The 24,557-nt window shown below is 66.4% G+C and carries 20 protein-coding genes; 10 read left to right on the top strand and 10 right to left on the bottom strand.

The annotated features are described in order from the left end of the window. Positions 1–47: 47 nt before the first annotated feature. From RAM80_RS11790 to RAM80_RS11805, 4 genes are all read right to left on the bottom strand, one after another. Entirely contained in the window at positions 48–2,150 is a 2,103-nt protein-coding gene (locus RAM80_RS11790) for a S8 family serine peptidase (protein ID WP_416426663.1), read from the bottom strand. A 121-nt stretch (positions 2,151–2,271) separates the two neighbouring features. Continuing rightward, complete coding sequence (locus RAM80_RS11795) at positions 2,272–3,486, bottom strand: class I SAM-dependent methyltransferase (RefSeq protein ID WP_416426665.1); 1,215 nt, start codon at positions 3,484–3,486, stop codon at positions 2,272–2,274. A 93-nt stretch (positions 3,487–3,579) separates the two neighbouring features. Continuing rightward, positions 3,580–3,753 (bottom strand): hypothetical protein, encoded by a 174-nt coding sequence (locus RAM80_RS11800; RefSeq protein ID WP_416426667.1) that lies wholly within the window; start codon positions 3,751–3,753, stop codon positions 3,580–3,582. A gap of 20 nt (positions 3,754–3,773) precedes the next feature. Continuing rightward, on the bottom strand, positions 3,774–3,998 hold the full coding sequence (locus RAM80_RS11805) for a response regulator transcription factor (protein ID WP_416426668.1): 225 nt from the start codon (positions 3,996–3,998) through the stop codon (positions 3,774–3,776). A 376-nt stretch (positions 3,999–4,374) separates the two neighbouring features. On the opposite strand from RAM80_RS11805, the gene bglX reads away from it, so the two are divergent. The 5 genes from bglX to RAM80_RS11830 all read left to right on the top strand — a co-directional run bounded on the left by bglX (position 4,375) and on the right by RAM80_RS11830 (position 12,320). Continuing rightward, the gene (gene bglX, locus RAM80_RS11810) at positions 4,375–6,669 is read left to right on the top strand and encodes a beta-glucosidase BglX (RefSeq protein WP_416426670.1); all 2,295 of its coding nucleotides are present in this window, start codon (positions 4,375–4,377) and stop codon (positions 6,667–6,669) included. Positions 6,670–6,869: 200 nt separating this feature from the next. Beyond that, positions 6,870–8,627: an ATP-binding protein gene (locus tag RAM80_RS11815; RefSeq protein ID WP_416426672.1), complete on the top strand. Its 1,758-nt coding sequence runs from the start codon at positions 6,870–6,872 to the stop codon at positions 8,625–8,627. Then, positions 8,624–9,967 (top strand): sigma-54-dependent transcriptional regulator, encoded by a 1,344-nt coding sequence (locus RAM80_RS11820; RefSeq protein WP_416426673.1) that lies wholly within the window; start codon positions 8,624–8,626, stop codon positions 9,965–9,967. The genes RAM80_RS11815 and RAM80_RS11820 overlap by 4 nt, the downstream gene beginning before the upstream one ends. A 265-nt stretch (positions 9,968–10,232) precedes the next feature. After that, the gene (locus RAM80_RS11825; RefSeq protein ID WP_416426675.1) at positions 10,233–11,546 is read left to right on the top strand and encodes an MFS transporter; all 1,314 of its coding nucleotides are present in this window, start codon (positions 10,233–10,235) and stop codon (positions 11,544–11,546) included. 153 nt (positions 11,547–11,699) lie between these two features. Further along, positions 11,700–12,320, top strand: coding sequence for a flavin reductase family protein (locus RAM80_RS11830; protein WP_416426677.1), 621 nt, complete (start codon positions 11,700–11,702; stop codon positions 12,318–12,320). 4 nt (positions 12,321–12,324) lie between these two features. Here RAM80_RS11830 and RAM80_RS11835 read toward each other — a convergent pair whose 3' ends face one another. Further along, positions 12,325–12,555, bottom strand: a complete 231-nt coding sequence (locus RAM80_RS11835) for a hypothetical protein (RefSeq protein ID WP_416426679.1) — start codon at positions 12,553–12,555, stop codon at positions 12,325–12,327. 43 nt (positions 12,556–12,598) lie between these two features. After that, a complete protein-coding gene (locus tag RAM80_RS11840; RefSeq protein ID WP_416426680.1) occupies positions 12,599–12,937 on the bottom strand; it encodes an antibiotic biosynthesis monooxygenase family protein in 339 nt (112 codons plus the stop codon). A gap of 292 nt (positions 12,938–13,229) precedes the next feature. Between RAM80_RS11840 and RAM80_RS11845 the strand changes: the two genes are divergently transcribed. Further along, on the top strand, positions 13,230–14,159 hold the full coding sequence (locus RAM80_RS11845) for an AraC family transcriptional regulator N-terminal domain-containing protein (RefSeq protein WP_416426682.1): 930 nt from the start codon (positions 13,230–13,232) through the stop codon (positions 14,157–14,159). 15 nt (positions 14,160–14,174) lie between these two features. On the opposite strand, the gene RAM80_RS11850 is transcribed toward RAM80_RS11845, so the two are convergent. Continuing rightward, positions 14,175–15,626 (bottom strand): aldehyde dehydrogenase family protein, encoded by a 1,452-nt coding sequence (locus RAM80_RS11850; RefSeq protein ID WP_416426684.1) that lies wholly within the window; start codon positions 15,624–15,626, stop codon positions 14,175–14,177. Continuing rightward, entirely contained in the window at positions 15,620–17,260 is a 1,641-nt protein-coding gene (locus RAM80_RS11855; RefSeq protein ID WP_416426686.1) for a 5-guanidino-2-oxopentanoate decarboxylase, read from the bottom strand. The genes RAM80_RS11850 and RAM80_RS11855 overlap by 7 nt, the downstream gene beginning before the upstream one ends. A gap of 116 nt (positions 17,261–17,376) precedes the next feature. Here RAM80_RS11855 and RAM80_RS11860 point away from each other — a divergent pair, with 116 nt between their 5' ends. Further along, positions 17,377–18,258, top strand: a complete 882-nt coding sequence (locus RAM80_RS11860) for a LysR substrate-binding domain-containing protein (RefSeq protein WP_416426688.1) — start codon at positions 17,377–17,379, stop codon at positions 18,256–18,258. 234 nt (positions 18,259–18,492) lie between these two features. Here RAM80_RS11860 and RAM80_RS11865 read toward each other — a convergent pair whose 3' ends face one another. Then, complete coding sequence (locus RAM80_RS11865) at positions 18,493–19,923, bottom strand: pyridine nucleotide-disulfide oxidoreductase (RefSeq protein ID WP_416426690.1); 1,431 nt, start codon at positions 19,921–19,923, stop codon at positions 18,493–18,495. Between the two features lie 560 nt (positions 19,924–20,483). Between RAM80_RS11865 and RAM80_RS11870 the strand changes: the two genes are divergently transcribed. Then, on the top strand, positions 20,484–20,630 hold the full coding sequence (locus RAM80_RS11870) for a hypothetical protein (protein ID WP_416426691.1): 147 nt from the start codon (positions 20,484–20,486) through the stop codon (positions 20,628–20,630). On the opposite strand, the gene RAM80_RS11875 is transcribed toward RAM80_RS11870, so the two are convergent. Next, entirely contained in the window at positions 20,614–21,516 is a 903-nt protein-coding gene (locus tag RAM80_RS11875; protein ID WP_416426693.1) for a helix-turn-helix domain-containing protein, read from the bottom strand. The genes RAM80_RS11870 and RAM80_RS11875 overlap by 17 nt on opposite strands. A 183-nt stretch (positions 21,517–21,699) precedes the next feature. On the opposite strand from RAM80_RS11875, the gene pobA reads away from it, so the two are divergent. Together pobA and RAM80_RS11885 are read left to right on the top strand one after the other, a co-directional pair. Next, the gene (gene pobA / locus RAM80_RS11880) at positions 21,700–22,884 is read left to right on the top strand and encodes a 4-hydroxybenzoate 3-monooxygenase (RefSeq protein WP_416426695.1); all 1,185 of its coding nucleotides are present in this window, start codon (positions 21,700–21,702) and stop codon (positions 22,882–22,884) included. 82 nt (positions 22,885–22,966) lie between these two features. Next, on the top strand, positions 22,967–24,436 hold the full coding sequence (locus RAM80_RS11885; protein WP_416426696.1) for an MDR family MFS transporter: 1,470 nt from the start codon (positions 22,967–22,969) through the stop codon (positions 24,434–24,436). The last annotated feature ends 121 nt before the right edge of the window (positions 24,437–24,557 follow it).

Genomic DNA, 24,557 nt, shown 5'->3' on the forward strand with positions numbered 1-24,557 from the left:
CCGCCAGGCCGCGTCACTGGCAACTGGGACGCAGCCTTCGGCAGCTGCTACGGGGGTGGCAGGCCGGCTTGCAGCAGGTCTAGCGCCGGTGGTTCAGGCAGCAGTTGCCAGTCGCTGTCGCGCAGCTGTTCCGGCAGCACATGGCGCAGGCTTAGCACTTGGCCGTGGGGCAAGGTTACCAGGGTGTGCTCGCCACTGCGGGTGAACGCCGGACGGCTGCCCTCGGCAAAGCCACTGAGCAGCAGGCGATCCTGCCCCGGCTCGAAGTCCAGCAGCGTATCGCCCTCCTCGGCCCGCGCTTGAATCACGAAGCGATCGCGCCCCGGGCCGCCACTGAGCGTGTCGTGGCCAGGCCCGCCGTCCAGCCAGTCATCCCCGGCACCGCCCTGCAGTTGATCATCGGCGTGACCACCCAGCAGCGCGTTGGCTGCCCCATTGCCAATCAGCAGGTCGGCGTAATCACCACCGATCAGGTGCTCCAGCTCCCCAGGGTTCTCCAGGCGCACGGCCTGCCCCGCCAAGCGCGCTTCGCCGCGACTCAAATCGATAACCGAAGCGCTGCTGATAGCCGCCGCGTTGAGGGTGTCGATGCCACCGTTCACGTCCCGCAGACTCTTGCGTGCAGGGGCCTGCAACGTGGCGAACTCGTTGGTGTACACGTAGTGATCATTGCCGTTGTCCTGGCGCCCGAACAGGTTCAGGCGCCAACTGTGCAGCACCCCGGTGCTGCCCTGGGCCAGGTCGGTGATGTGCAGCCGCCACTCGCCCGACGCCGGTTCGCCACGCAGGCGTGCCGTGCTGAAGATGAAGTCCAGGCTCTGCTTGCGGTGGAAGCGCAGGTCGCCGGCATGGGCGCCATCGGCGGGCGGCTTGCCAGGCCGGTCCATCAGCAGCGAACGGGTGCCCGACGGTGAGACCAGCACCAGTTGCAGATCCCCGGGCCGCTGGTGCGTCAGCTTGACCTCGACCAGCGCGTGCTCGACGCGCAGGCGCGCGTCCGCCAACGACATGGCGTAGCTCAGGCCGCCAGGGTCGTTGTCGGGAATGGCGAACTCGCCGCGGCGGCTGGCCAGCGGCTGCTCCAGCAGCGCCTCGTTGGCGAACCGCTGCCGCGCCGGCCAGTCCTGGGCCAGGCGCACGGCGGCCTGGGCATCGACCTCGCCGTAGCCGTAGTCGTGACTGACGTGCATGCCGCCGCCGTTCCACTGGCGGCTGGCGTTGTACTGCCAGTCGGTGGACGGGTCGCGCACCTGGCGGGCGGTGAGCGTGAGGATGTCCTGCACATCGCGGTAGCCCAGGCGCGGGTTGGCCTGCAGCATCAGCGCGACGATGCCGCTGACAATCGGCGCCGCCAGGCTGGTGCCGGCCTGGGGCACCCCCACCCGGGTAAACACGCCCACCCCCTGGGCGCTGACCAGCAGGTTGGCGCCGGGGCTGGAAAAGCCCGGCGCCGCGCACGGCTGGCTGCGCGGCGGCGGGCAGGTGGCGGCGACCATGATGTTGCCGCGCATATTGCTCAGGCTGGCGTAGTTGGTGTTGCCACCGGCCTGGCGGTCGTTACCGGCGCTCATCACGATCACCGTGCCCAGCCCGTCGCGGCCTTCGCTCAATGCCCGCCGGTACTGCACCGGCACCGCGCCAATGGCCGGCACCTGCAGCACCGGCTCGAAACGCCCGATGGCGCCCCAGCTGAGGTTGGCTACATCGTAGCGTTTCAGCTTGGCCAGGGTTTCCAGCTGCCCGCCCACCCAGTGGCCACCAATGGTTGCCTGGGGCGCCACGCCCACGGTGCCCTGACTGTTGCGCGCGGCCACCATCACCGCGGCCACGCTGCTGGCGTGCTGGGCATGGGGGTCGGGGCTGGCCTTGCTGCCCCACAGCCAGGGCACGCTGTTGGCCTGCCACTGGGGGTCGACGTTGGGCAGCAGGTCTTCATCGTGGTAGGCGAAGGCCTTCTTGTGCGCCTTGCCGTGCGCCTCGAACTGGCCGATGCGCACGCCCTGGCCGCTATAGCGCGCCCACACCCCAGGTACATTGCTCTGGTGCAGGTAGGTTTGCAGTGGGTAGTCGGGGTCGCTGGGCGGCTCTTGCGCCCAGGCCTGGCCTGCGCCGCAGCAAAGCGCCGCCAGGAAGTAAATGCCATTGCCCATATGAGCACCTCGCCCGTGGAAAAAGGGCGAGTGTCACGGGGTACGGAGGGGCTGCCTATCCGACATCAAGCCTCGGACGGCAAAAAAGAACCGTCCTACGCTGGCGTCGGAAACGCTGGCTTCAGATCAGGCCGTCGGCCTTGAGCAGGGTTTCCAGGCAATGCTCCTGGATGGCATAGAACGCCTTCAGCGCCTCGATCTTTTCCAGCAGCGCACGCGGGTCCTGGGGTTCGGCGCGCTTCACCGCCAGGATCATCTTGTTCTTGTTGGTGTGCTCCAGCGAGATGAACTCGAACACCTTGGTGTCGTAGCCGCAGGCTTCCAGGTACAGGGCGCGCAGGCTGTCGGTGACCATCTCGGCCTGCTGGCCCAGGTGCAGGCCGTATTGCAGCATGGGCTTGAGCAGGCCAGGGCTCTGGATCTGCAGGCGGATCTGCTTGTGGCAGCACGGCGAGCACATGATGATGGCCGCGCCGGTGCGGATGCCGGTGTGAATGGCATAGTCGGTGGCGATGTCACAGGCGTGCAGGGCGATCATCACGTCGATGGCGCTGGGCACCACGGTGCGCACGTCGCCGTGCTCGAACACCAGGCCGGGGTGGTCCAGGCGCGCCGCGGCGGTGTTGCACAGGGTGACCATGTCTTCGCGCAGCTCCACGCCCGTCACCTGCCCCTCGCGGCCCAGGGTGTTGCGCAGGTAGTCGTGGATGGCGAAGGTCAGGTAGCCCTTGCCCGAGCCGAAGTCAGCCACGCGCACCGGCTGGTTTGCCGCGATCGGCGCGCCGGCGAAGGCGTGGGAGAACACCTCGATGAACTTGTTGATCTGCTTCCACTTGCGCGACATGGCTGGAATCAGCTCATGCTGCTTGTTGGTGACCCCCAGGTCCACCAGGAACGGCCGGCTCAGTTCCAGGTAGCGTTTCTTCTCGCGGTCATGCTCGGCCGAGGCCGCCTGGCGCGGCTGCTGCGCGGCGTTGCGGTGCAGCATGGGCTTGTTCTTCTTGCTGAACTCCAGCTGCACCTCGTCGGTGAGGGTCAGCAGGTGCGCGTTCTTGAAGCTGGCTGGCAGCAGTTCGGCGATCAGCGCCAGGGCTTCGTCCAGCGCCAGGTTCTTGGTGATGTCGCGGGTCTGGTAGCGGTAGACGAACGACAGGCAGGCCTGCTCCTTCACCGTCACCGGCTTGATGATGACCCGCTGCAACTGCGCCTCGGCGCCCACGTGCCGGGCCAGCACCAGCTTGACCAGGGCATTCTGCTCAAGGCTTGCGCCCAGCAGGTCGAGGAAGGTGGCGCGCGGGTCGGTCGCGGTCTTGGGGCTGGCAGCAGGGGCGGACATCGGAAAAGCCTGGGGAGAATGAAGATGTGCGCATTTTACGGGGCTTTGGCCCGCCAGGGCACGGACTTGTTCATATTCCGGACGTCGGCCCTGCTACCACGCCGCCGCAGCCAGGCCGCCCACGCCCATCAGCACGGCGGAATAGAACATCACCACCCTCTGCAGCAGCGCTTCCCTGCCCAATCGTGAACCTGCGCCTATGCGAAATACGCACAATCCCATCACGGCAATGGCCAGCATCAGCTCGCCTATCAATAACACCAGCATTTCAATAGTCCCGGACTCGATCAGATAAACACCCCCGCAGGCCTGGCCGCGGCCACCACGGGGGCGGACGGCAGCGGCGACAGGGCCAGTTCCATGCGGTTGCGCGCGCGCCCCTTGCGCAGCAGCGCCGACACATGATCACGCACGGTGTAGGCGCTGATACCCAGCAATACGGCGATTTCCCGGTTGGTGGAGCCTGCCAGCAGAAGGCTCAGGACTTCCTTCTCCCGTGGGGTCAAATGCATGAAGGTTGCCTGCTCATCGACCAGCACAAGCGCGCACCTTAGTCAGGCGCAGGGAGAAAAACAATGCACGGAAATACGTACTTATAAAATCAGGAAGTGCCGCGCATTGACTTTCAAAAACAACAGAAGAAGGCCACAAAAAGATAAGGAAAAAGTTACACAGTCCTACAACTTCGTCTGTCAGAACACCCGCCGTTTCCTACTCACCGGCCAGCCGCCCGCCGCAGCCTGAATACGACACCGGGCAAAACAACTCTGGATTGCCGCCCCTCGATGGGCTAAAAGAAGCGCGCACATTACAAAAACATTCGTTCCACCTTCTTGGGCTCGCCTGTTTGCCTTCGCAAACCACTGCAAGCCATGACGAGAGCTATTCATGAAGAAGCTGTGCCTGCTGGGCATCCTTACAAGCCTGGCCTTTCCACCGGCCATGGCGGCCACCGCCCCCTCTCCTCTCAAGACCAAGGAAGCGTTCATCGCCGACTTGATGAAGCGCATGACCCTGGACGAGAAAATCGGCCAGCTGCGGCTGATTTCCATCGGCCCGGAAATGACCCATGAACAGATTCGCGACGAGATCGCCGCCGGCCACATCGGCGGCACGTTCAACTCGGTGACCCGCGCCGAGAACCGTCCCATGCAGGACGCGGCCATGCAGCGCAGCCGGCTGAAGATACCGATGTTCTTCGCCTATGACGTGATTCACGGCCAGCGCACCATTTTCCCCATCAGCCTTGCCCTGGCGTCCAGCTGGGACATGAGCGCCATTGGCCTGAGCGCGCGCACCGCCGCCCAGGAAGCGGCCGCCGACGGTATCGACATGACCTACGGGCCCATGGTGGACATCGCCCGCGACCCACGCTGGGGCCGCACCAGCGAAGGCTTCGGCGAGGACACCTACCTGGTGTCGCGCATCGCCAAGGTGATGGTCAAGGGTTACCAGGGCGACAACGTCGCCGCCGCCGACAGCGTCATGGCCGCGGTCAAGCACTTCGCCCTGTACGGCGGCGTGGAGGGCGGGCGCGACTACAACATCGTCGACATGAGCCCCACGCGCATGTACCAGGACTACCTGCCGCCGTACCGCGCGGCCATCGACGCCGGTGCCGGCGGGGTGATGGTGGCGCTGAACTCCATCAACGGCGTGCCCGCCACCGCCAACACCTGGCTGATGCAAGACCTGCTGCGCAAGGACTGGGGCTTCAAGGGCATCACCATCAGCGACCACGGCGCCATTCACGAGCTGATCAAGCACGGCGTGGCCCGCGACGACCGCGAGGCGGCGAAGCTGGCGATCAAGGCCGGCATCGACATGAGCATGAACGACCAGGTGTACGGCAAGGAGCTGCCGGGGCTGGTGAAGTCCGGTGAAGTGAGCCAGGCCGACGTCGACAACGCCGTGCGCGAGGTGCTGGGCGCCAAGTACGACCTGGGCCTGTTCCAGGACCCGTACCGCCGCATCGGCAAGGCCAGCGACGACCCGGCCGACACCTACGCCGACAGCCGCCTGCACCGCCAGGCCGCGCGGGAAGTGGCGCGTACCAGCATGGTCTTGCTGGAGAACCATGACCACACCCTGCCGTTGAAGAAGCAAGGCACCATCGCCCTGGTGGGGCCACTGGCCGATGCGCCGATCGACATGATGGGCAGCTGGTCGGCCGCCGGCAAACCCGACCAGTCGATCACCCTGCTGCATGGCCTGCAGAACGCCGTGGGCGACCGCGCCAAGGTGATCTACGCCAAGGGCGCCAACGTCACCGATAACCAGGACGCCATCGAGTTCCTCAACCGCATCATCTTCGACCGCGAGGAAGTGCACATCGACAAGCGCCCGGCCGAGCAGATGATCGCCGAGGCGGTGAAGGCCGCCGAGCAGGCCGACGTGGTGGTGGCTGCCGTGGGTGAGGCCCGGGGCATGTCCCACGAGTCGGCCAGCCGCACCACCCTGGCCCTGCCCAACACCCAGAAAGCCCTGATCAAGGCGCTGAAGGCCACCGGCAAGCCGCTGGTGCTGGTGTTGATGAATGGCCGGCCGCTGTCGCTGGTCGAGGAGCAGAAGCAGGCCGACGCCATGCTGGAGACCTGGTTCTCGGGCACCGAGGGCGGCAACGCCATCGCCGACGTGCTGTTCGGCGACTACAACCCGTCGGGCAAGCTGCCGATCAGCTTCCCACGTTCGGTGGGGCAGATTCCGGTGTACTACAGCCACCTCACCATCGGCCGGCCGTTCAACCCCGGCCAGCCGGGCAACTACACCTCGCAGTACTTCGACGAGGAAACCGGGCCGCTGTACAGCTTCGGGTATGGCCTGAGCTACACCGACTTCAGCCTGTCGGACGTGAGCCTGTCCAGCGCCACCCTCAAGCGTGGCGGCACCGTCACTGCCAGCGTGACCGTGAAGAACACCGGCAAGGTCGCCGGTGCCACGGTGGTGCAGCTGTACGTGCATGACGTGGTGGCGTCCATGGCCCGGCCGATCAAGGAGCTGAAGAACTTCGAGAAGGTCACCCTGCAGCCCGGCGAGGAAAAAACCGTGCGCTTCACCCTCACCGAGGACGACCTGAAGTTCTACAACCCGCAGCTCAAGTATGCGGCGGAGCCGGGTGAGTTCCAGGTGCAGATCGGCCTGGACTCGCAAAACGTCAAGCAGCAGAGCTTTACCTTGCTGTAAGCGACGCCGCCTGCGGCAGCTGCTACGGGTTCGTCGAAATCCCGTAGCAGCGGCCGGCAGGCCGCGTCCGAAAGCGCCGCGCATTTCCCGGAATATTGGGGAAAGCCAGGCGCCGGCGAAGTATTACCAATGATGTGCGACAAAGTTACACACCCGCCCATCGTGCTATGGTTTTGCCCCCCAACCGATTGGCAATGCCCATGCGCTTCCCATCTCGCGCCCTGCGCCTGCCCCTGATCACCCTGTTGATCATCGCCGGCACCCTGGCTTCGGCCCTGCTGGCCATGCGTCACGCCCAACGCCTGGCCATGGCCGAGGAAGCGGGTCGTGCCCATCAGCAACTGGGGCTGTACGCCAACTCCCTGCACACCTTGATCGAGCGCTACCGCAGCCTGCCCGCCGTGCTGGCGCTGGACCCGCAACTGATCGCGGCGCTCAAGGGCCCCGTCGGCGCCGCGGCCCAGGACGCATTGAACCGCAAGCTGGAACAGATCAACCAGGCCGCGCAAAGCTCCACCCTGGAGCTGCTCGACCGTGACGGCCTGGCCGTGGCCGCCAGCAACTGGCAGCTGCCCACCAGCTACGTGGGCCAGAACTATGGTTTTCGCCCCTACTTCCTGCAGACCCGCAGCCAGGGCAGCGGCCGTTTCTACGCCGTGGGCGTGACCAGCGGGGTGCCGGGCTATTTCCTCTCCAGCGCGGTGAAGGACGAGCACGGCGCCTTCCTCGGCGCCATGGTGGTGAAGCTGGAGTTTCCGGAGCTGGAGCGCGAATGGCGCCAAGGCAGCGACACCCTGCTGGTCAGCGACGCCCGCGGTATCGTGTTCATCGCCAACCAGCCGGGCTGGCGCTACCGCCAGCTCAAGGCGTTGAGCGCTGCCGACCAGGCCGAGCTGGCCAGCACTCGCCAGTACGACCGCCAGCCGCTGAGCCCCCTGGCCGTGAAGCCGTTGGCGGCCTTCGACGGCGACAGCCAGCTGGCCCGGGTCGAGGGGCCCGACGGCAGCGCCGACTACCTGTGGGAGTCGCTGCCGCTGACCAGCGAAGGCTGGACCCTGCACCTGCTGCGCAAGCCGCAGCTGGTCGCCGAGGACGCCCGCAACGCCGCCCTGGCCGCCGCTGGTGCCTGGCTGACCCTGGTGTTCCTCGGCCTGTTCCTGTACCAGCGCTGGCGCCTGGGCCTGGTGCGCCAGCGCAGCCGGGAAGAGCTGGAAGCGCTGGTGCAGGCGCGCACCCGCGAGCTGCAAACCGCCCAGGACGGCCTGGTGCAGGCCGCCAAGCTGGCGGCCCTGGGGCAGATGTCGGCGGCCCTGGCCCACGAGATCAACCAGCCGCTGACCGCCCAGCGCATGCAGCTGGCCACCCTGCGCCTGCTGCTGGACCACGGCCGCGTCGACGACGCCTACCAGGCGCTGCTGCCGCTGGAGCAGATGCTCACGCGCATGGCCGCGCTCACCGGGCACCTGAAGACCTTCGCGCGCAAGAGCCCGGCGGGCCTGCGCGAGCGCGTGGACCTGGCCGAGGTGGTGGACCAGGCGCTGCAACTGCTGGAGCCGCGCATCCGCCAGGAACGGGTCAGCACCGTGCTGCACCTGACCCGCCCGGCCTGGGTGCGCGGTGACCCGATTCGCCTGGAACAGGTGCTGATCAACCTGCTGCGCAACGCCCTCGACGCCATGAGCCAGAAACCCCAGCGCCGCCTGGAAGTGCGCATCGACCGCGACGCCGGGCAGTGGCGCGTGTCGGTGGCCGATAGCGGCGGCGGCATCGCCCCGGAACACCTGGCCACGGTGTTCGATCCGTTCTTCACCACAAAACCGGTGGGCGACGGCCTCGGCCTGGGGCTGGCGGTGTCCTACGCCATCGCCCACGAAAGCGGCGGCCACCTGAGCGCCGCCAACCAGGGCAACGGCGCCCTGCTCACCCTGGTCATGCCTGTCGAACCGGAGGCCCCATGAACCCGACGCCGCTACGCGACGTGATGCTGGTGGACGACGAAGCCAGCATCCGCGATGCCGTGACCCAATGGCTGGGCCTGTCCGGGTTCACCGTCACCAGCCATGACCGCGCCGAAGCCTGCCTGGCGGCGCTGGCCGCGGACTTTCCCGGGGTGGTCATCAGCGACGTACGCATGCCGGGCATGGACGGCCTGCAACTGCTGGAACAGCTGCAGGCCCGCGACCCGCAGCTGCCGCTGATCCTGCTCACCGGCCACGGCGACGTGCCCATGGCGGTGCAGGCCCTGCAAGGCGGCGCCTATGACTTCCTGGAAAAACCCTTCAGCCCCGACACGCTGCTGAGCAGCCTGCGCCGCGCCCTCGACAAGCGTGCACTGGTGCTTGAAAACCGCCGCCTGCAAGCCCGCGCCAGCCATCAAGACCGCCTGCAGGCCGACCTGCTAGGGCATTCGCCGGGCATGCAGCAGCTGCGCCGGCAAATCCTCGACCTGGCCAGCCTGCCGGTGAACGTGCTGATTCGCGGCGAGACGGGCAGCGGCAAGGAGCGCGTGGCTCGTTGCCTGCATGAGTGCGGGCCACGGGCGGCGAAACCCTTCGTGGCGCTCAATTGCGCGGCAATCCCCGAGGCGCTGTTCGAGGCTGAGCTGTTTGGCCATGAAAGCGGCGCCTTCACCGGCGCCCAGGGCAAGCGCATCGGCAAGCTGGAACATGCCCATGGCGGCACGCTGTTCCTCGACGAAATCGAAAGCCTGCCGCTGGCCCAGCAGGCCAAGCTGCTGCGGGTGATCCAGGAGCAGACGGTGGAGCGCCTGGGCTCCAACCAGAGCATCGCCATCGACGTGCGCATTGTCGCCGCCACCAAGCCGGACCTACTGCAGGAGGCGCGCGCCGGGCGCTTCCGCGAAGACCTGGCCTACCGCCTGAACGTGGCCGAACTGCGCCTGGCACCGCTGCGCGACCGCCGCGAAGACATTCCCCTGCTGTTCGAGCATTTCGCCGCCCACAGCGCGGCCCGGGCTGGCCGCGAGCTGCCCCGCCTGAGTGCCACACGCCTGGCGCAACTGCTCAGCCACGACTGGCCGGGCAACGTGCGCGAACTGGCCAATGCCGCCGAGCGCCATGCCCTGGGCCTTGAAGCGCCTGAAGCGACGCCAGCCGCCAGCCCTGGCACGTCGCTGGCCGCCCAGCAGGAAGCCTTCGAGGCCCAGTGCCTGCGCGCGGCCCTTAGCCGCCACCACGGCGATATCAAGGCGGTGCTGGCCGAACTGCAACTGCCGCGCCGCACCCTCAACGAGAAGATGCAGCGCCACGGCCTGCAACGCGAAGACTTCCTCGCCTGACAAAACCATGCGCCGCCTGCATCGCGACTAAAGTCGGCTCCTACGCTGCCCGTGGTAGGAGCCGACTTTAGTCGCGATGCAGGCGACGCGGTGTTCGGATCAGCGGAAATCCGCTTATAGGCGGGTGGTCAATCGGCGGAATTTTGCTTAAGACGCACGCTCACCCCCTCTAGACCAAGCCTCTGCAACCTGGCACGCCCCCTGCTATGTCCCTTCCCAAGGCACGCTGTTCGCTGCCATACAACAACAACGAAAAGGAACCAGCATGGAAATCTCCCCCAGCCTGCCCGCGGGCGCGCAGGCCACACCGAAAACCACCTCCAGCCGGCTGAAGTCGATCTTCAGCGGCTCGGTGGGCAACATGGTCGAGTGGTACGACTGGTACGTGTACGCCGCGTTTTCCCTGTACTTCGCCCAGGTGTTCTTCCCCAAGAACGACCTCACCGCGCAACTGCTCAACACCGCAGCGATCTTCGCCGTGGGCTTCCTGATGCGCCCCATCGGCGGCTGGCTGATGGGCCTGTACGCCGACCGCAAGGGCCGCAAGGCGGCGCTGATGGCCTCGGTGCTGTTGATGTGCTTCGGCTCGCTGATCATTGCCCTCACCCCCGGCTATGAAACCATCGGCGTCGGCGCGCCGATATTGCTGGTGTTCGCACGCCTGTTGCAGGGCCTGTCGGTGGGCGGCGAGTACGGCACCTCCGCCACCTACCTCAGCGAGATGGCCACCAAGGAGCGCCGCGGGTTCTTCTCCAGCTTCCAGTACGTGACCCTGATCTCGGGCCAGCTCATTGCCCTGGCCGTGCTGATCGTGCTGCAACAGACCCTCACCGAGGAGCAACTGCTGGCCTGGGGCTGGCGCGTGCCGTTCGTGATAGGCGCGCTGTGCGCGGTAGTCGCCCTGTGGCTGCGCCGGGGCATGGAAGAAACCGCCTCGTTCAGCCAGAAGAAGGAAGCGCCCAAGGAAAGCCTGATGCGCACGCTGATGCGTCATCCCAAGGAACTGCTGACCGTGGTCGGCCTGACCATGGGCGGCACCCTGGCGTTCTACACCTACACCACGTACATGCAGAAGTACCTGGTGAACACCGTGGGCATGAGCAAGACCGACTCGACGATGATCTCGGCCGCCACGCTGTTCCTGTTCATGTGCCTGCAACCGGTGATCGGCGCGCTGTCGGACAAGATCGGCCGCCGGCCCATCCTGATCGCCTTCGGTGTGCTGGGCACCCTGTGCACCGTGCCGATCCTCACCACCCTGCACACCATTGAAACCTGGTGGGGCGCGTTCTTCCTGATCATGGCGGCGCTGATCATCGTCAGCGGCTACACCTCGATCAACGCGGTGGTGAAGGCCGAGCTGTTCCCCACCGAAATTCGCGCGCTGGGCGTGGGCCTGCCCTATGCGCTGACGGTCTCGATATTCGGCGGCACCGCCGAGTTCATCGCCCTGTGGTTCAAGAGCATCGGCATGGAAAGCGGCTACTACTGGTATGTGACGGCGTGCATCGCCTGTTCGCTGCTGGTGTACGTGTTCATGAAGGACACCCGCACCCATTCGCGCATCGAAACCGATTGACCCGTAGCCGCTGCCGCCAGGCTGCGCTGGCCCTGTGCCTCGCTGTAGATTCTCAGTGAACCGCAGGGCCAGCGCAGCCTGCGGCAGCGGCTACGGTTGCGTGGCGCGTCCTGTCGGCGGCACACTGGCATCTTTGCCCACCAGGATCGTGCAATGCCCGACGATATCCACTACTACGAACCTTCCCAGGGCCACGGCCTGCCCCACGATCCGTTCAACGCCATCGTCGGGCCGCGGCCCATCGGCTGGATCTCGTCCCACGACGAGCAGGGGCGCCTGAACCTGGCGCCCTACAGCTTCTTCAACGCCTTCAACTACATCCCGCCGATCATCGGGTTCTCCAGCGTGGGCCGCAAGGACAGCCTCAACAACATCGAGAAGACCGGCGAGTTCGCCTGGAACCTGGCCACCCGGCCGCTGGCCGAGCAGATGAACCAGAGCTGCGCGGCGGTGGCGCCGGAAGTCGACGAGTTCAGCCTGAGCGGCCTGACGCCAGTGGCGTCGAAGGTGATCGCGGTGCCGCGGGTGCAGGAAAGCCCGGTGTCGTTCGAGTGCAAGGTCACGCAGATCATCCAGCTGCAACGGGCCGACAAGCAGGTGGTGCCCAGCTGGCTGATCCTGGGGGAAGTGGTGGCCGTGCACATCGCCAAATGGCTGCTCAAGGACGGTATCTACGACACCGCCGCCGCCCAGCCGATCCTGCGTGGCGGCGGCCCCGCCGACTACTTCCAGCTGGGCCCCGAGGCCCTGTTCAAGATGTATCGGCCGCAGTAGGCCGTTACCAGACCAGCTCGCCGTCGGTGTCCACGTCGGCGAGTTTTTCCAGCTCGTCGCAGGCAGCCTGGTCAGCGGTCATGGCGGTAGCGAAGGTGCTGCCTGGCAAGATCTTGTGGAAGCGCGGCGCGCCACCGGCGCCCAGCGCCTTCACGGCAATGGCTGCGCTATAGCCACCCTCGCCCGGAACCACGGCCGAAACGGCCTCGAAGTGTTGAAACTCTTTGCGTGCCATCGTCAGTGCCCCGGCGTTTAGTGAAGCCGGGCATTCTAGCGCTTCAACTCGCGAGTTTGTGCACCGCGCAAGTGCTGCGGCTGTCCACGTCGCTAAAGGTGTGGAAGTCCAGGCTGGTGACCAGCATGTCGTTCACCAGCGCATCGAACACCTGCATCACCGGCGAATCGAACCAGATGGCCATGGCCTGCTGGCTGGCCCAGAAACCGCTGATCAGCCACAGGTCTTCGTCGCACTGGGAGTGCTGCAGGGCAAAGTGCAGGCAGCCCGGGGTGTGGCGCGAGGGCGCCAGCAAGCGTTCCAGGCGCTGGCCCAGTTCGGCGGAACGCCCGGCGCGGGCCCGAATGAAAGCGCAATGGCTGACGGGGGTGGGTAATGACATGGGACGTTTCTCCGTAGTCGGCTGATACTGGTGGTACGGCAACAGAGATTAAGCGCTGCCGCCAGCCAGCGTTAGTCGATTCCTGCTCCAGCCTTGCCTGATCCTGCCGGGGTGCAACAACACCCAGGCAGCCGCCCGCTGCAACCGGACCAATGTCCGCCAGCAGCCAGGCCCATGGCCGCTGGCCCGTTCGGCAACATCGGCAGGATCAGGCAAGCATGGCGCAGGATTGGACTGGCCCCGGCGCTTGCACAAAACTATCCTCGACGCATTCGCCTACCGAGGCTTCGCCATGACCGATTTCGAGCGTCTCCACGCGCAGCTGGACCCTTTCATGGAAAGCCAGCGCGCCACCCTCGCCGACCTGATCGACCGCCACATCGCCGGCAACGGCAGCTTTGAATCCGCCATACCGGCGCTGTTCCTCAGCCGTTCGGAGCAGTGCAGCCAGTCGTTCCCGCAACTGATGCGCCCGGCCCTGTGCATCCTGGCCAATGGCAGCAAGCGCGTGCGCCTGGGCGATGAGGACTACCTATATGACCCGCTGAATTACATGGTGGTGTCGGTGGCCATGCCGGTCAGCGGCGCGATCCTGGAAGCGTCGCCACAGAGCCCGTGCCTGTCGTTGCGGCTGGACATCGACCCCGGCGAAATCAATGCGCTGATTGCCGCCGCCGGCCCCACCGGCGTGCCGGCGCGGCCCACCGAACGTGGGCTGTATGTGGAACAACTGGATGCGCCGCTGCTCGACGCCGTGGTCCGCCTGGTGCGACTGCTGGATACGCCGCGGGACATCGCCATGCTGGCGCCGCTGGTGCGTCGGGAAATTCTTTATCGCCTGCTGCGCAGCCCCCAGGGCCACCGGCTGTACGAGATTGCCGTGAGCAACAGCCAGATGCACCGGGTGACCCAGGCCATCGACTGGCTGAACAGCCATTTCGATCACCCGTTGCGCATGGAAGACCTGGCCCGCGAGGTGAACCTGAGCGTGTCCACCCTGCACCACCGCTTCAAGGCCATGACCTCCATGAGCCCGCTGCAGTACCAGAAACTGCTGCGCCTGCAGGAGGCCCGCCGGCTGATGCTCACCGACGGCCTCGACGCCTGCGCCGCCGGCTACCGCGTGGGCTACGAAAGCGCCTCGCAGTTCAGCCGCGAGTACAGCCGGCTGTTCGGCGCCCCGCCGGCGCGCGACCTGCAGCGCCTGCGCATGACGGTGTGAGCCGGGCCAGCTGGATCACATGGCGCGCACCACGTGCTTGATCTCCTGGAACGCCTGCAAGCCCCACGGCCCCAGCTCGCGGCCCAGGCTGCTCTGCTTGTAGCCGCCCCAGGCGGTCTGCGGGAAGATCACCTGCGGCGCGTTGATCCACACCAACCCGGCCTGCAGGGCGTTGGCCACCTGCTCGGCACGCGCCGCGTCAGCGCTGACCACACTGGCCACCAGGCCGAAGTCGCTGTCGTTGGCCAGGGCAATGGCTTCGGCCTCGCTGTCGAACGCCCGCACGCACAGCACCGGGCCAAAAATCTCCTCGGTCCACAGGGCGCTGTCCAGCGGCACGTCGGTGAACACCGTGGGTGCCACGAAGAAGCCGGTTGGCAGGTTGCCCGGCCGCGAGCCACCGGTAACCAGCGTGGCCCCCGCTTCGATGCCGGCCTCGATATGACCCAACACCCGCTGGTACTGCACGCGGTTCACCAGCGCGCCCATCTCGGTGCCCGGCTCGAAGGGGTCGCCCTGGACGATGGCTTCGGCGCGGGCCTGCAGACGCTGCACGAACTCGGCGTACAGAGGCCGCGCTACCAACACGCGGCTGGTGGCCGAGCACATCTGCCCGGCGTTGAAATAGCCGCCACCGCTGGCCAGCTCCACGGCCAGTTGCAGGTCGGCGTCTTCCAGCACCAGCAAGGCTGACTTGCCGCCCAGTTCCAGGCTGACGCCCTTCACGGTCTCGGCGGCGCGTTGCATCACCTGCACGCCCACGGCGTTGCTGCCGGTGAAGGAGATCTTGGCGATACGCCGATGGGCCGCCATGGGCGCACCCACCGCCAGGCCGGTGCCGCACACCAGGTTGAACACCCCCTGGGGCAGGCCGCAAGCGGCGATGATGCGCGCCAGTTCCAGTTCGGCCAGCGGCGTGACCTCCGAGGGTTTCAGCACCACGCAGCAACCGGCGGCCAGGGCCGGCGCCAGCTTCCACGCAGTGGTGACCATGGGGAAGTTCCACGGCACGATCAGCCCGACCACGCCGCACGGCTCGCGGCGCACGCGGGCGCTGAACTCGTCGGTGGGCAGCGGCACGGGGCTGTCCAGCCGCGCGTCGAGACCGTCGGCCAGTTCGGCGTAGTAGGTGAAGGTGGCGATCACGTCGTCTACGTCGATGCCAGCCTCGAACAGCGGCTTGCCGTTGTTGCAGGCTTGCAATTGCACCAGGCGTTCGCGCTGGGCGGTCACCCCGGCAGCGATGGCGCGCAGGTAGCCGGCGCGCTCGCTGCCCGAGGTCGTGGACCATTGGCGGAAGGCGCGGTGGGCGGCGGCCACCGCCAGGTCGACCGCGCCTTCATCGGCGCCGTCCACCTGGGCCAGTACGGCTTCGGTGGCCGGGTTGATGACGCTCAGGGCCTGGGGCCCGTGGCTCCACTGGCCGTCGATGTACAGGCCGGCCAGGTTCTGCGGGAAAGTCAGCATGGGTGGAATTCGCTCATCCAGGTAGTTTGGTCAATTTCGATCAGGGTCGGCACGTTGCGCTCCACGGCGCCGTGCAGCGCCTCGCGCAGGGCCTGCACATTGCTGGCGGCCTGGGCGTGGCAGCCCATGGCGCGGGCGATGGCGATGAAGTCGGGGGTATGGATATCGACGCCCACCGGCTCGATGGCGCGGTTGACCATGTACTTCTTGATCTCCTCATAACCCTGGTTATTCCACAGCAGCACGATCACCGGGATGCGCGCTTCCACGGCGCTGGCCAGCTCCGGCAGGGTGAACTGCACGCCGCCGTCGCCGATCAGGCACACCACCGGCGGCCGCAGCTCGCGCTTGCCCGCGCCGCCCAGCCAGGCGCCCATGGCCGCCGGCAAGGCATAGCCCAGGGTGCCGTAGCCGGTGGAGGCGTTGAACCAGCGGCGTGGGTGGTCCATGTCCAGGGTCAGGTTGCCGGTGTACACCGGCTGGGTGGAATCGCCGACCAGCACCGCGTCGGGCAACACCGCCAGCAGGGTGTCGAGCATCAGCGTCTGGGCGCGGGTAGGCGCGTCCCATTCCGCGGCCAGGGCGGCACGCAACTGGCTGGCACGGGCGGCGCCCCACTGCGGCTCGCGCGGTGGCAGGAAGCCAACGTCCAAGGCGGCCAGCAAGGCTTGGGCGGCGCTGCTGGCGTCGGCGACCAGGGCCACCTTGGGCAGGAAGTTGCGCACGGTCTGGTCGGGATCGATGTCCACCCGCAGCAGGGTGCCGGGAATGCGGAAGGCGCCCTTGAAGGTGATGTCGTAGTCGGTCTCCGCCAGTTCGGTGCCGATGGCCAGCACCACGTCGGCCTCGTCGATCAGCGCACGGGTGGCGGGCAGCGACTGGGTGGAGCCGATCTGCAGCGGGTGCGCGGCGGGCAGCAGGCCCTTGGCGTTGATGGTCAGCGCCACGGGCGCCTGCAGGCGTTCGGCCAGCAATGTCAGCGCTGGCGCGGCATCGATGGCACCACCGCCGGCCAGAATCAATGGCCGCCGGGCCTGGCGCAGCCACTGCGCCATCTGGGCCACGGCCTGGGGCGCGGCACCGGCGCGCTGCACCCGCACCGGCTCGCTGGCCAGCAAGGCGTCGGCGTCTTCCACCAGCACGTCCAGAGGGATTTCGATATGCACGGGGCGCGGCCGGGCGCCGTCGAACACGGCAAAAGCGCGCGCCAGCACGGCCGGTAGGTCGGCGGCCGCCATCAGCGTGTGCGAGAACGCGCAGACCCCGGCCACCAACGCGCTCTGGTTCGGCAGTTCGTGCAGCTTGCCGCGGCCGCCACCCAGCTGCCCGCGGGCCTGCACGCTGGAAATCACCAGCATGGGAATGGAGTCGGCATAGGCCTGGCCCATGGCCGTGGTGATATTGGTCATCCCCGGCCCGGTGATGATAAAGCACACGCCCGGCTTGCCGCGGGTGCGGGCGTAGCCGTCGGCCATGAAACCGGCGCCCTGCTCGTGGCGTGGCGTGACGTGCTCGATGGGCGAGCGCGCCAGCCCGCGGTACAGCTCCACGGTATGCACGCCCGGAATACCGAAGACCTGTTCCACGCCATAGCCTTCGAGGAGTTTGACCAACACTTCGCCGCACGTCGCCATTGTTTCACCGCCTGTTGATTGTTCTGCAAACAGGCGGCATTTCAGCGGTTGGCGGCTGGTGTGCACAAGGCAAATATAGTCATACTAGCCATGTCCCCAGATCATGGCTGAAGCTGATGAAACGCCTGCCCCCGTTGCCCGCGCTGCACACCTTCCTGGTCACCGCTCAATGCTGCAACTTCACCCGCGCCGCCCAGCAGTTGCACATCACCCAGGGCGCGGTCAGCCGGCAGATCGCCGGGCTGGAAAGCCACCTGGGCTACCCGCTGTTCATGCGTCAGGCACGGGGGTTGAGCCTGACCCAGCAGGGCCGCGAGCTGTTCCCGCGGATCCAGCAGGTGTTCGGCCTGATCGAGGAAGCCGTGCAGGCTGCCAGCGGCCAGCGCCAGGCCCTGCAACTCAAGGCGCCCACCTGCGTGATGCGCTGGCTGTGGCCACGGCTGATGCGCTGGCAGGCCGAACGCCCGGACATTCCCGTGGAGCTGACCACTACGGTGCAACATGGCGTGGATTTCCGCCACGAGAGCTTCGAGGCGGCCATCATCTACGGCCCGGAACCGGCGGCCGGGCAAAAACCGCGGCACCTGTTCGACGAACAGCTGACGCCCGTGTGCGCCCCCGCGCTGCTGGCCGGCCCGCTGCCGCTCAGCCAGCCCGAGGACCTGGCGCAGCACATGCTGCTGCACCCTACGCGTGACGAAGAAGACTGGGAGACCTGGCTGGCGGGTGCCGGCGTGAACCTGCCCAACCTCAGCCAGGGCCAGCATTTCGAGACCCTGGACCTGGCGATGTCGGTGGCCACCCAGGGCACCGGCGTGGCCATCGGCGACTGGTCGCTGATTGCCGAGGACCTGGCGCAGCAGCGGCTGGCCATGCCCTTCGAGCTGAAAGTGCGCACCGGCTTGGCCTACTACCTGGTGCAGCCGCCGCGCAGCACCGCCAGCGAAGGCACGCTGGCGTTCATCGACTGGCTGGCGCGCCAGGCAAGCCTGCGCTGAGGCCCCCGCCTCCCCGTACCCCCGCGTTCTTTCAGGCTTACCGCGGCGGCCCCGGACGCCGCCTGCGGCAGCTGCTACGCGAAATCCTGTGCACACCGCACCTGTAGCAGCGGCCGCAGGCCGCGTCCCGGGCAACGCGATCTTTCACGCTTACCGCAGCGGCCCCGGACGCCGCCTGCGGCAGCTGCTACGGGCAAAAAAAAGGGCGAACCCGGTTGGGTTCGCCCTTGGTTGTCACGATGCCGCTTCTGCCCAGTCACTGCCCGACGACCGCTCGGGCCAGCCACGGATCAGTTCCAGGTGCGCATGCACCACCGTGGCCGGTGGGCTGGCCAGGTCAGCCAGGCGCTGCAGCACCGCATCGATCACTACGCGACTGGCGTCATGGTGGAATTGCCAGACGCCGTAGATCCGCCCGCTGAACGACGGCTCGCTGCCCAACAGCGGGTCGACACCCAGCCCCGAGCCCAGCCCGAACAGGTGCAGCCCGTGCAGCCGCCGCCCGCCCTGGTCGCAAGGGCAGCCGCTGGGGTCAGAGTCCAGGCCCCCGGTCACCTGGCGCAGCTCGATGGCGGTGCCATCCATGCGCCGCAGCTGTGGCAGCAGCGGTTGGTAACCGGTGCATTGCATCACCACCGCGGCAGTGCGCAGCACTTCACTGGCTGCGCGCATCTGTTCCACGTCACTGCCGTCGGTCTGCAGCAGCCGGGCACGCACCGAAGTGCCACCTACCACGCCGCGCTCCAGCACTTCCCGGCCCACGGCCAGGGCCCGGTAGCGCAGGCCACCGGAACGGTTGACCCGGCCGGAAATCGGGCACACGTCCGCGACCGGATCAAACGCGTAGCCATTGGCCCGCGCTTGCTCGACGCTCTCGTAGAACAGCCGGATGGACGAGCGATGGATCAGGTTCACCTGCGCAAGGCCCAGCGGTTCCAGTGCCACGGCGATGTTTTCCAGCATCGAGAAGGCGCTGTGGGAGCCACCGATCACGCTGAAACTACCGCCCTGGGCCACCGTCGTGGCAAAGGTGGCGCGCAACGCCCGGGGCGTCAGCCGCAACAGGCTGTCGGCGCTGTGGATCGCCCTGGCCGGCGGCAACGTCAGGCCTTGGGCCGCAAGGCCGTTGAGCAGATTGTGCGGATCCTGGCGCCCGCCCAGGTTGAGTACCAGCGCGTGGCTGCGAATGCACTGTTTCTGGCCGCGGTGTTCCACCCAGATGTGGTACTCGTCACGGTCGTGGAACACCTCGGTGATCAGTGTCTCGCTCCACAATTGCACGCTGTAGCGCGCCACGATGTGATCGAGCACCAGTTGCGAGGCTTCCAGCAGCAGTTCGCCCACCTGCGACAGCAGCGGTGCCTCCTGGGCCTGGTCGCGGATACGCCAGTACGCCGGCGAGGCCTGCAGCGGCGCGAACACTTCAGCCATCGCCGGGTCGCGCAGGCAGTCCAGGAACACGTCACCCACCGAGTTGGCGGTGATTTGATATTCCCCCAGGCGCCCAATGCCAGGCGTGGCGCTGGCATCGACGATAATCAACCCATATTGCGCCAGTTCAGCAATGGTTCCAGTGCGCACGGCATTGAATAGCAGCCCCATGCCCGCAGGCCCGGCGCCACCCACTACGCAGCCGGTGGAAGTTTCCAGGTATTTTCCATACATGATGTGACCCCTTTGCATGGGACGGCGCCAGGCGCGCGCATGCTTCCGTTGAGGGAGCTTATTGTTGATAAAAAGCGGACGAACGCCGGCCACCCGTCAAAGTGCTGACGGCAAAGGGCGTGTCCAAAGGTATGAGAAGTTGCAGCGATCGAGCCCTGGCGCGCGGGTCAAAGCTACCGCACAGAAACGCTCTGGGATCAGTTGGGACGCGGGTTTCGAGAAACAATGCACTACTGGATGGCTACCAGAGAAGGCCCATAGCCATGAGTCGATAGTTCCAGAGTTGGACCACACGTGTCAATTTAAAGTAACACATTCACAGATGAGTTATTGGATCATATAACTGTTTGTTTTGTGGTCGATTTTAATTTCCAAGATTCTTTTTAGAAGTAAAAAGATGGTTCCTGATAGCAAATTAGTCCGTATCAGCCTTTACACGTAAACGTACTTTGTGTAGACACCGGGCACCGCCTTGAACCTTGATCTAGACTGATTGATGCATACCCCCTCCCTTCATGGCAAAGGTGAGTGCAATGATCATTACAACAAGAAACTACCTGATGACTCTGCTGATCATCCTCGCCGCCGCGCTCTACGCCACGGCAGCCTGGCGAGTGGAAGAGGCGCGCAACGTCCCGCGCATCGAGCTCAGTTGCAGCGACACCATGTGCCTGCCCCACTCGGGCAACTTCAACGCGATGCGCTGAGTTCGGCCGGCAGGCTGCCCGCCAGGCGAAACGCCCTCGGCGACACGCCCGCCAGGCGGCGGAAGAAACGTGAGAAATACGCCGGGTCGGCGAAGCCCAGGCTGTCCGACACCTGGCTGACCGTCATGCTGGTGTAGATCAGGTTGCGCTTGGCTTCCAGCAACAGCCGCTGGTGAATGATCTGTAGCGCCGATTGCCCGGCCAGTTCCCGGCACACGTTGTTGAGGTGGGCCACTGACAGCCCGGCGGCATGGGCCAGCGCCTCGACGCTGGGCTGCTGGCGAAACCGCGTTTCCACCAGCCGCGTGAAACCGTTGAAATACTCTCGCCCCCGCTCCACCGTCTGCCCGGCGCGGCTGCGCTGGATCATCTGGCGGCTGACCCACACCACAATCATGTTGATCAACGAGTGCAGGGCCAAATCCCGGCCTGGATGGTCCTCGGCGTACTCGCGCTGCACGGCCGACACCAGGGTGTTGAGGTAGTCGCGGTCCGCGCCGGCGGCGAAGGTGGCCGGCGCCATCAGCACCTCGCCCGCGGCGCCCAGCAAGGTTTTCAGCTCACTGACCAACGGCGCGGCGAGGGTGATGACGTGGCCGTCGATGTCCTCGGAAAAGCGAAAGCCGTGGACGAACAGTGGCGGCACCACCTGCAGGGTCGACTCGGCAATCAGCCGGCGCTGGCCCTCCACCTCGATCTCGGCCTGGCCGGCGTGTACGTACAGCAGCTGGCACAGGTCGGCGTGGCGGTGCGGCTGGATTTCCCAGTGGTACAGGCGGCTGCGCTTGGGGATGGTCTCGCAGTGCAGCAGGTCGGGGGTCAGCCAGTCCTGGCCCTCGCCGTAGAGCTTGAACACCGGAATGGGTGGCGCGGCAGGCCGTGACATCGTGACGCACTCCAGGACGCGAATTTCACTCGATAATCGCACCGATTAGCGAAAAGTACAAAATAACGCGCGGTTTTCACCTTCCTGACCCGGCGTTTGAAGCGAAAAATGCAGGCACTCCAATCATAAAAACACTTCGCAAGCCGCCCTCGGGCCCTGCGAACCTTGCCTGGGATGACAACAATGAAGACTCAAGTCGCCATTATCGGCGCCGGTCCCTCCGGCCTCCTGCTCGGCCAATTGCTGCACAAGGCCGGCATCGACAACGTGATTGTCGAACGCCAATCCCCCGACTACGTGCTCAGCCGCATCCGCGCCGGCGTGCTGGAACAAGGCATGGTCGACCTGCTGCGCAAGGCCGGTGTCAGCGCCCGCATGGACGCCGAAGGCCTGGTGCACACCGGCTTCGAACTGGCGTTCAATGGCCGCCGCGCGCACATCGACCTCAAGACCCTGACCGGCGGCAAGACCGTGATGATCTACGGCCAGACCGAAGTCACCCGCGACCTGATGGCTGCCCGCCAGGCCTGCGGCGCGCAGACCGTCTACGAAGCCAGCAACGTACGGCCCCACGACATGAAGGGCGAGGCGCCGTACCTCACCTACGAGAAAGACGGCCAGGTGCACCGCCTGGACTGCGACTACATCGCCGGCTGCGACGGCTTCCACGGCGTGGCGCGGCAATCCATTCCCGCCGACTCGATCAAGACCTTCGAACGCGTCTACCCGTTCGGCTGGCTGGGCATCCTCGCCGACACGCCGCCAGTCAACGAAGAGCTGGTGTACGCCAACCACGAACGCGGCTTCGCCCTGTGCAGCATGCGCTCGGAAACCCGCACCCGTTACTACGTGCAGGTGAGCGCCGAGGAGAAGGTCGAGGACTGGTCCGACGAGCGCTTCTGGAACGAACTCAAGGCCCGCCTGCCTGCGGACCTCGCCGAGCGCCTGGTGACCGGCCCGTCCATCGAGAAGAGCATCGCGCCGCTGCGCAGCTTCGTGGTGGAGCCCATGCAGTACGGGCGCATGTTCCTGGTCGGCGACGCCGCGCACATCGTCCCGCCCACCGGCGCCAAGGGCCTGAACCTGGCGGCCAGCGACGTCAGCACGCTGTTCGACATCCTGTGCAAGGTCTACGGCGAAGGCCGCACCGACCTGCTGGCCAAGTACTCGGAAGTCTGCCTGCGCCGGGTATGGAAGGCCGAGCGTTTCAGCTGGTGGATGACCTCGGTGCTGCACAAATTCCCCGACACCGACGACTTCAGCCAGCGCATCCAGCAGACCGAACTGGACTACTACGTAGGCTCCGAGGCCGGGCGCAAGACCATCGCCGAGAACTACGTTGGTTTGCCCTATGAAACAATCGAATAGAACACATAGCTAGCTATCTAGTAGACTGGGGGGACTTTCCCCCCGGTGCTGCCGGGGTTTCTCTGCCTTGCAGGCCTGCCCCGTGACCAACCTCAACCACCCCCAACCTGCCCTGCGCAGCATCCTCATCTCGTTGATGCTGGCGATTTTCCTCGGCGCCCTCGACCAGACCATCGTCGCCGTGTCGATGCCGGCCATCTCCGCCCAGTTCCATGACGTCAACCTGCTGGCCTGGGTCATCTCCGGCTACATGGTGGCCATGACCGTGGCCGTGCCTATCTATGGCAAGTTCGGCGACCTGTACGGGCGCCGCCGCATGATCCTCATCGGCCTGGGCCTGTTCACCGGCGCCTCGCTGTTCTGCGCCATGGCCCAGAGCATGGAGCAACTGGTGCTGGCGCGGATCATCCAGGGCATCGGCGCCGGCGGCATGGTCTCGGTGAGCCAGGCGATCATCGGCGACTTCGTGCCGCCCCGCGAACGCGGGCGCTACCAGGGCTACTTCAGCAGCATGTACGCGGCGGCCAGCGTCGCCGGCCCGGTGCTGGGCGGCTACATGACCGAGTACCTGTCGTGGCGCTGGATTTTCCTGCTGAACCTGCCCCTGGGCCTGGGGGCGTGGCTGTACGCCCGCCAGGTGCTGCGCGGCCTGGCAGTGAACCGCCGGCAGCCGGTGATCGATTACCTGGGCACGATGCTGATGATCGTCGGCCTCACCTCGCTGCTGCTGGGCATCACCGAACTGGGCCAGGGCCGCGGCCTGGGCGAGGCGCCCGTATGGGGCACGCTGCTACTGGCAGTGGTGGCCCTGAGCCTGTTCGTGCGCCATGAACGGCGCGCGCCGGAACCGCTGTTGCCCATGCACCTGTTTGCCATTCGCCCGGCGGTGCTGTGCTGGTGCACGGTATTCTTCACCGCGTTCCAGGCCATTTCGCTGTCGGTGCTGATACCGCTGCGCTTCCAGACCGTGACCGGTGCCGGCGCCGACAGCGCGGCACTGGACGTGCTGCCATTGGCCATCGGCCTGCCGATCGGCGCCTTCCTGGGCGGGCGCACCACAGCGCGCACCGGCTATTACAAACCGGTGATCCTCACCGGCGCGGTGCTGATCCCCCTGGGTATCCTGGGCCTGGCCTTCACCCCACCGGACTGGCTGCTGCTCAGTGGCGCGTTCATGCTGCTGACCGGCTTCGGCGCCGGCCTGCAATTCCCCACCTCACTGGTGGGCGCGCAGAACGCGGTGCAGCAGAAGGACATTGGCGTGGGCACCAGCACCACTAACCTGTTCCGCTCCCTGGGCGGGGCCATGGGCGTGGCGTGCATGTCGGCGCTGCTGCTGGCCTTGCTGCATGGGCTGGACCTGGGCCCCGATGGCGCCTCGGGCGATGCCTTGCTGGCCAGCCTGCACGCCAGCAGCGGTGCGGCCCAGGAGGCGTTGCGCGGCAAGCTGCTGGAGACCTTCCGGGTGCTGTTGCTGGGCAGCGCGGCCATTTCGGTGCTGGGCCTTGGGGCGGCGCTAGCCATGCCCAACGCCATCTTGCGCGGGCGCTAATGCCGCCCCCCATCAAACCCCTGTAGCCGCTGCCGCCAGGCTGCGCTGGCCCTGAGCCTCACTGGAGATTTTCAGCGTATTCACGGGCCAGCGCAGCCTGCCGGCAGCGGCTACAACGAAA

The organism is Pseudomonas sp. App30 (genome assembly GCF_047947025.1).
In the GTDB taxonomy this organism is placed as follows: Bacteria; Pseudomonadota; Gammaproteobacteria; order Pseudomonadales; family Pseudomonadaceae; genus Aquipseudomonas.

What these genes read in the sequence shown, in the direction of transcription:
- RAM80_RS11860 (WP_416426688.1), top strand. Translation starts at nt 17,377, where the DNA reads ATGAAACGCCTGCCCCCGTTGCCCGCGCTGCACACCTTCCTGGTCACC.
- RAM80_RS11805 (WP_416426668.1), bottom strand. Translation starts at nt 3,998, where the DNA reads ATGCATTTGACCCCACGGGAGAAGGAAGTCCTGAGCCTTCTGCTGGCA.
- RAM80_RS11815 (WP_416426672.1), top strand. Translation starts at nt 6,870, where the DNA reads ATGCGCTTCCCATCTCGCGCCCTGCGCCTGCCCCTGATCACCCTGTTG.
- RAM80_RS11795 (WP_416426665.1), bottom strand. Translation starts at nt 3,486, where the DNA reads ATGTCCGCCCCTGCTGCCAGCCCCAAGACCGCGACCGACCCGCGCGCC.
- RAM80_RS11820 (WP_416426673.1), top strand. Translation starts at nt 8,624, where the DNA reads ATGAACCCGACGCCGCTACGCGACGTGATGCTGGTGGACGACGAAGCC.
- RAM80_RS11875 (WP_416426693.1), bottom strand. Translation starts at nt 21,516, where the DNA reads ATGTCACGGCCTGCCGCGCCACCCATTCCGGTGTTCAAGCTCTACGGC.
- RAM80_RS11845 (WP_416426682.1), top strand. Translation starts at nt 13,230, where the DNA reads ATGACCGATTTCGAGCGTCTCCACGCGCAGCTGGACCCTTTCATGGAA.
- RAM80_RS11790 (WP_416426663.1), bottom strand. Translation starts at nt 2,150, where the DNA reads ATGGGCAATGGCATTTACTTCCTGGCGGCGCTTTGCTGCGGCGCAGGC.
- RAM80_RS11835 (WP_416426679.1), bottom strand. Translation starts at nt 12,555, where the DNA reads ATGGCACGCAAAGAGTTTCAACACTTCGAGGCCGTTTCGGCCGTGGTT.
- RAM80_RS11800 (WP_416426667.1), bottom strand. Translation starts at nt 3,753, where the DNA reads ATGCTGGTGTTATTGATAGGCGAGCTGATGCTGGCCATTGCCGTGATG.
- bglX (WP_416426670.1), top strand. Translation starts at nt 4,375, where the DNA reads ATGAAGAAGCTGTGCCTGCTGGGCATCCTTACAAGCCTGGCCTTTCCA.
- RAM80_RS11850 (WP_416426684.1), bottom strand. Translation starts at nt 15,626, where the DNA reads ATGCTGACTTTCCCGCAGAACCTGGCCGGCCTGTACATCGACGGCCAG.
- RAM80_RS11865 (WP_416426690.1), bottom strand. Translation starts at nt 19,923, where the DNA reads ATGTATGGAAAATACCTGGAAACTTCCACCGGCTGCGTAGTGGGTGGC.
- RAM80_RS11840 (WP_416426680.1), bottom strand. Translation starts at nt 12,937, where the DNA reads ATGTCATTACCCACCCCCGTCAGCCATTGCGCTTTCATTCGGGCCCGC.
- RAM80_RS11870 (WP_416426691.1), top strand. Translation starts at nt 20,484, where the DNA reads ATGACTCTGCTGATCATCCTCGCCGCCGCGCTCTACGCCACGGCAGCC.
- RAM80_RS11825 (WP_416426675.1), top strand. Translation starts at nt 10,233, where the DNA reads ATGGAAATCTCCCCCAGCCTGCCCGCGGGCGCGCAGGCCACACCGAAA.
- RAM80_RS11855 (WP_416426686.1), bottom strand. Translation starts at nt 17,260, where the DNA reads ATGGCGACGTGCGGCGAAGTGTTGGTCAAACTCCTCGAAGGCTATGGC.
- RAM80_RS11830 (WP_416426677.1), top strand. Translation starts at nt 11,700, where the DNA reads ATGCCCGACGATATCCACTACTACGAACCTTCCCAGGGCCACGGCCTG.
- pobA (WP_416426695.1), top strand. Translation starts at nt 21,700, where the DNA reads ATGAAGACTCAAGTCGCCATTATCGGCGCCGGTCCCTCCGGCCTCCTG.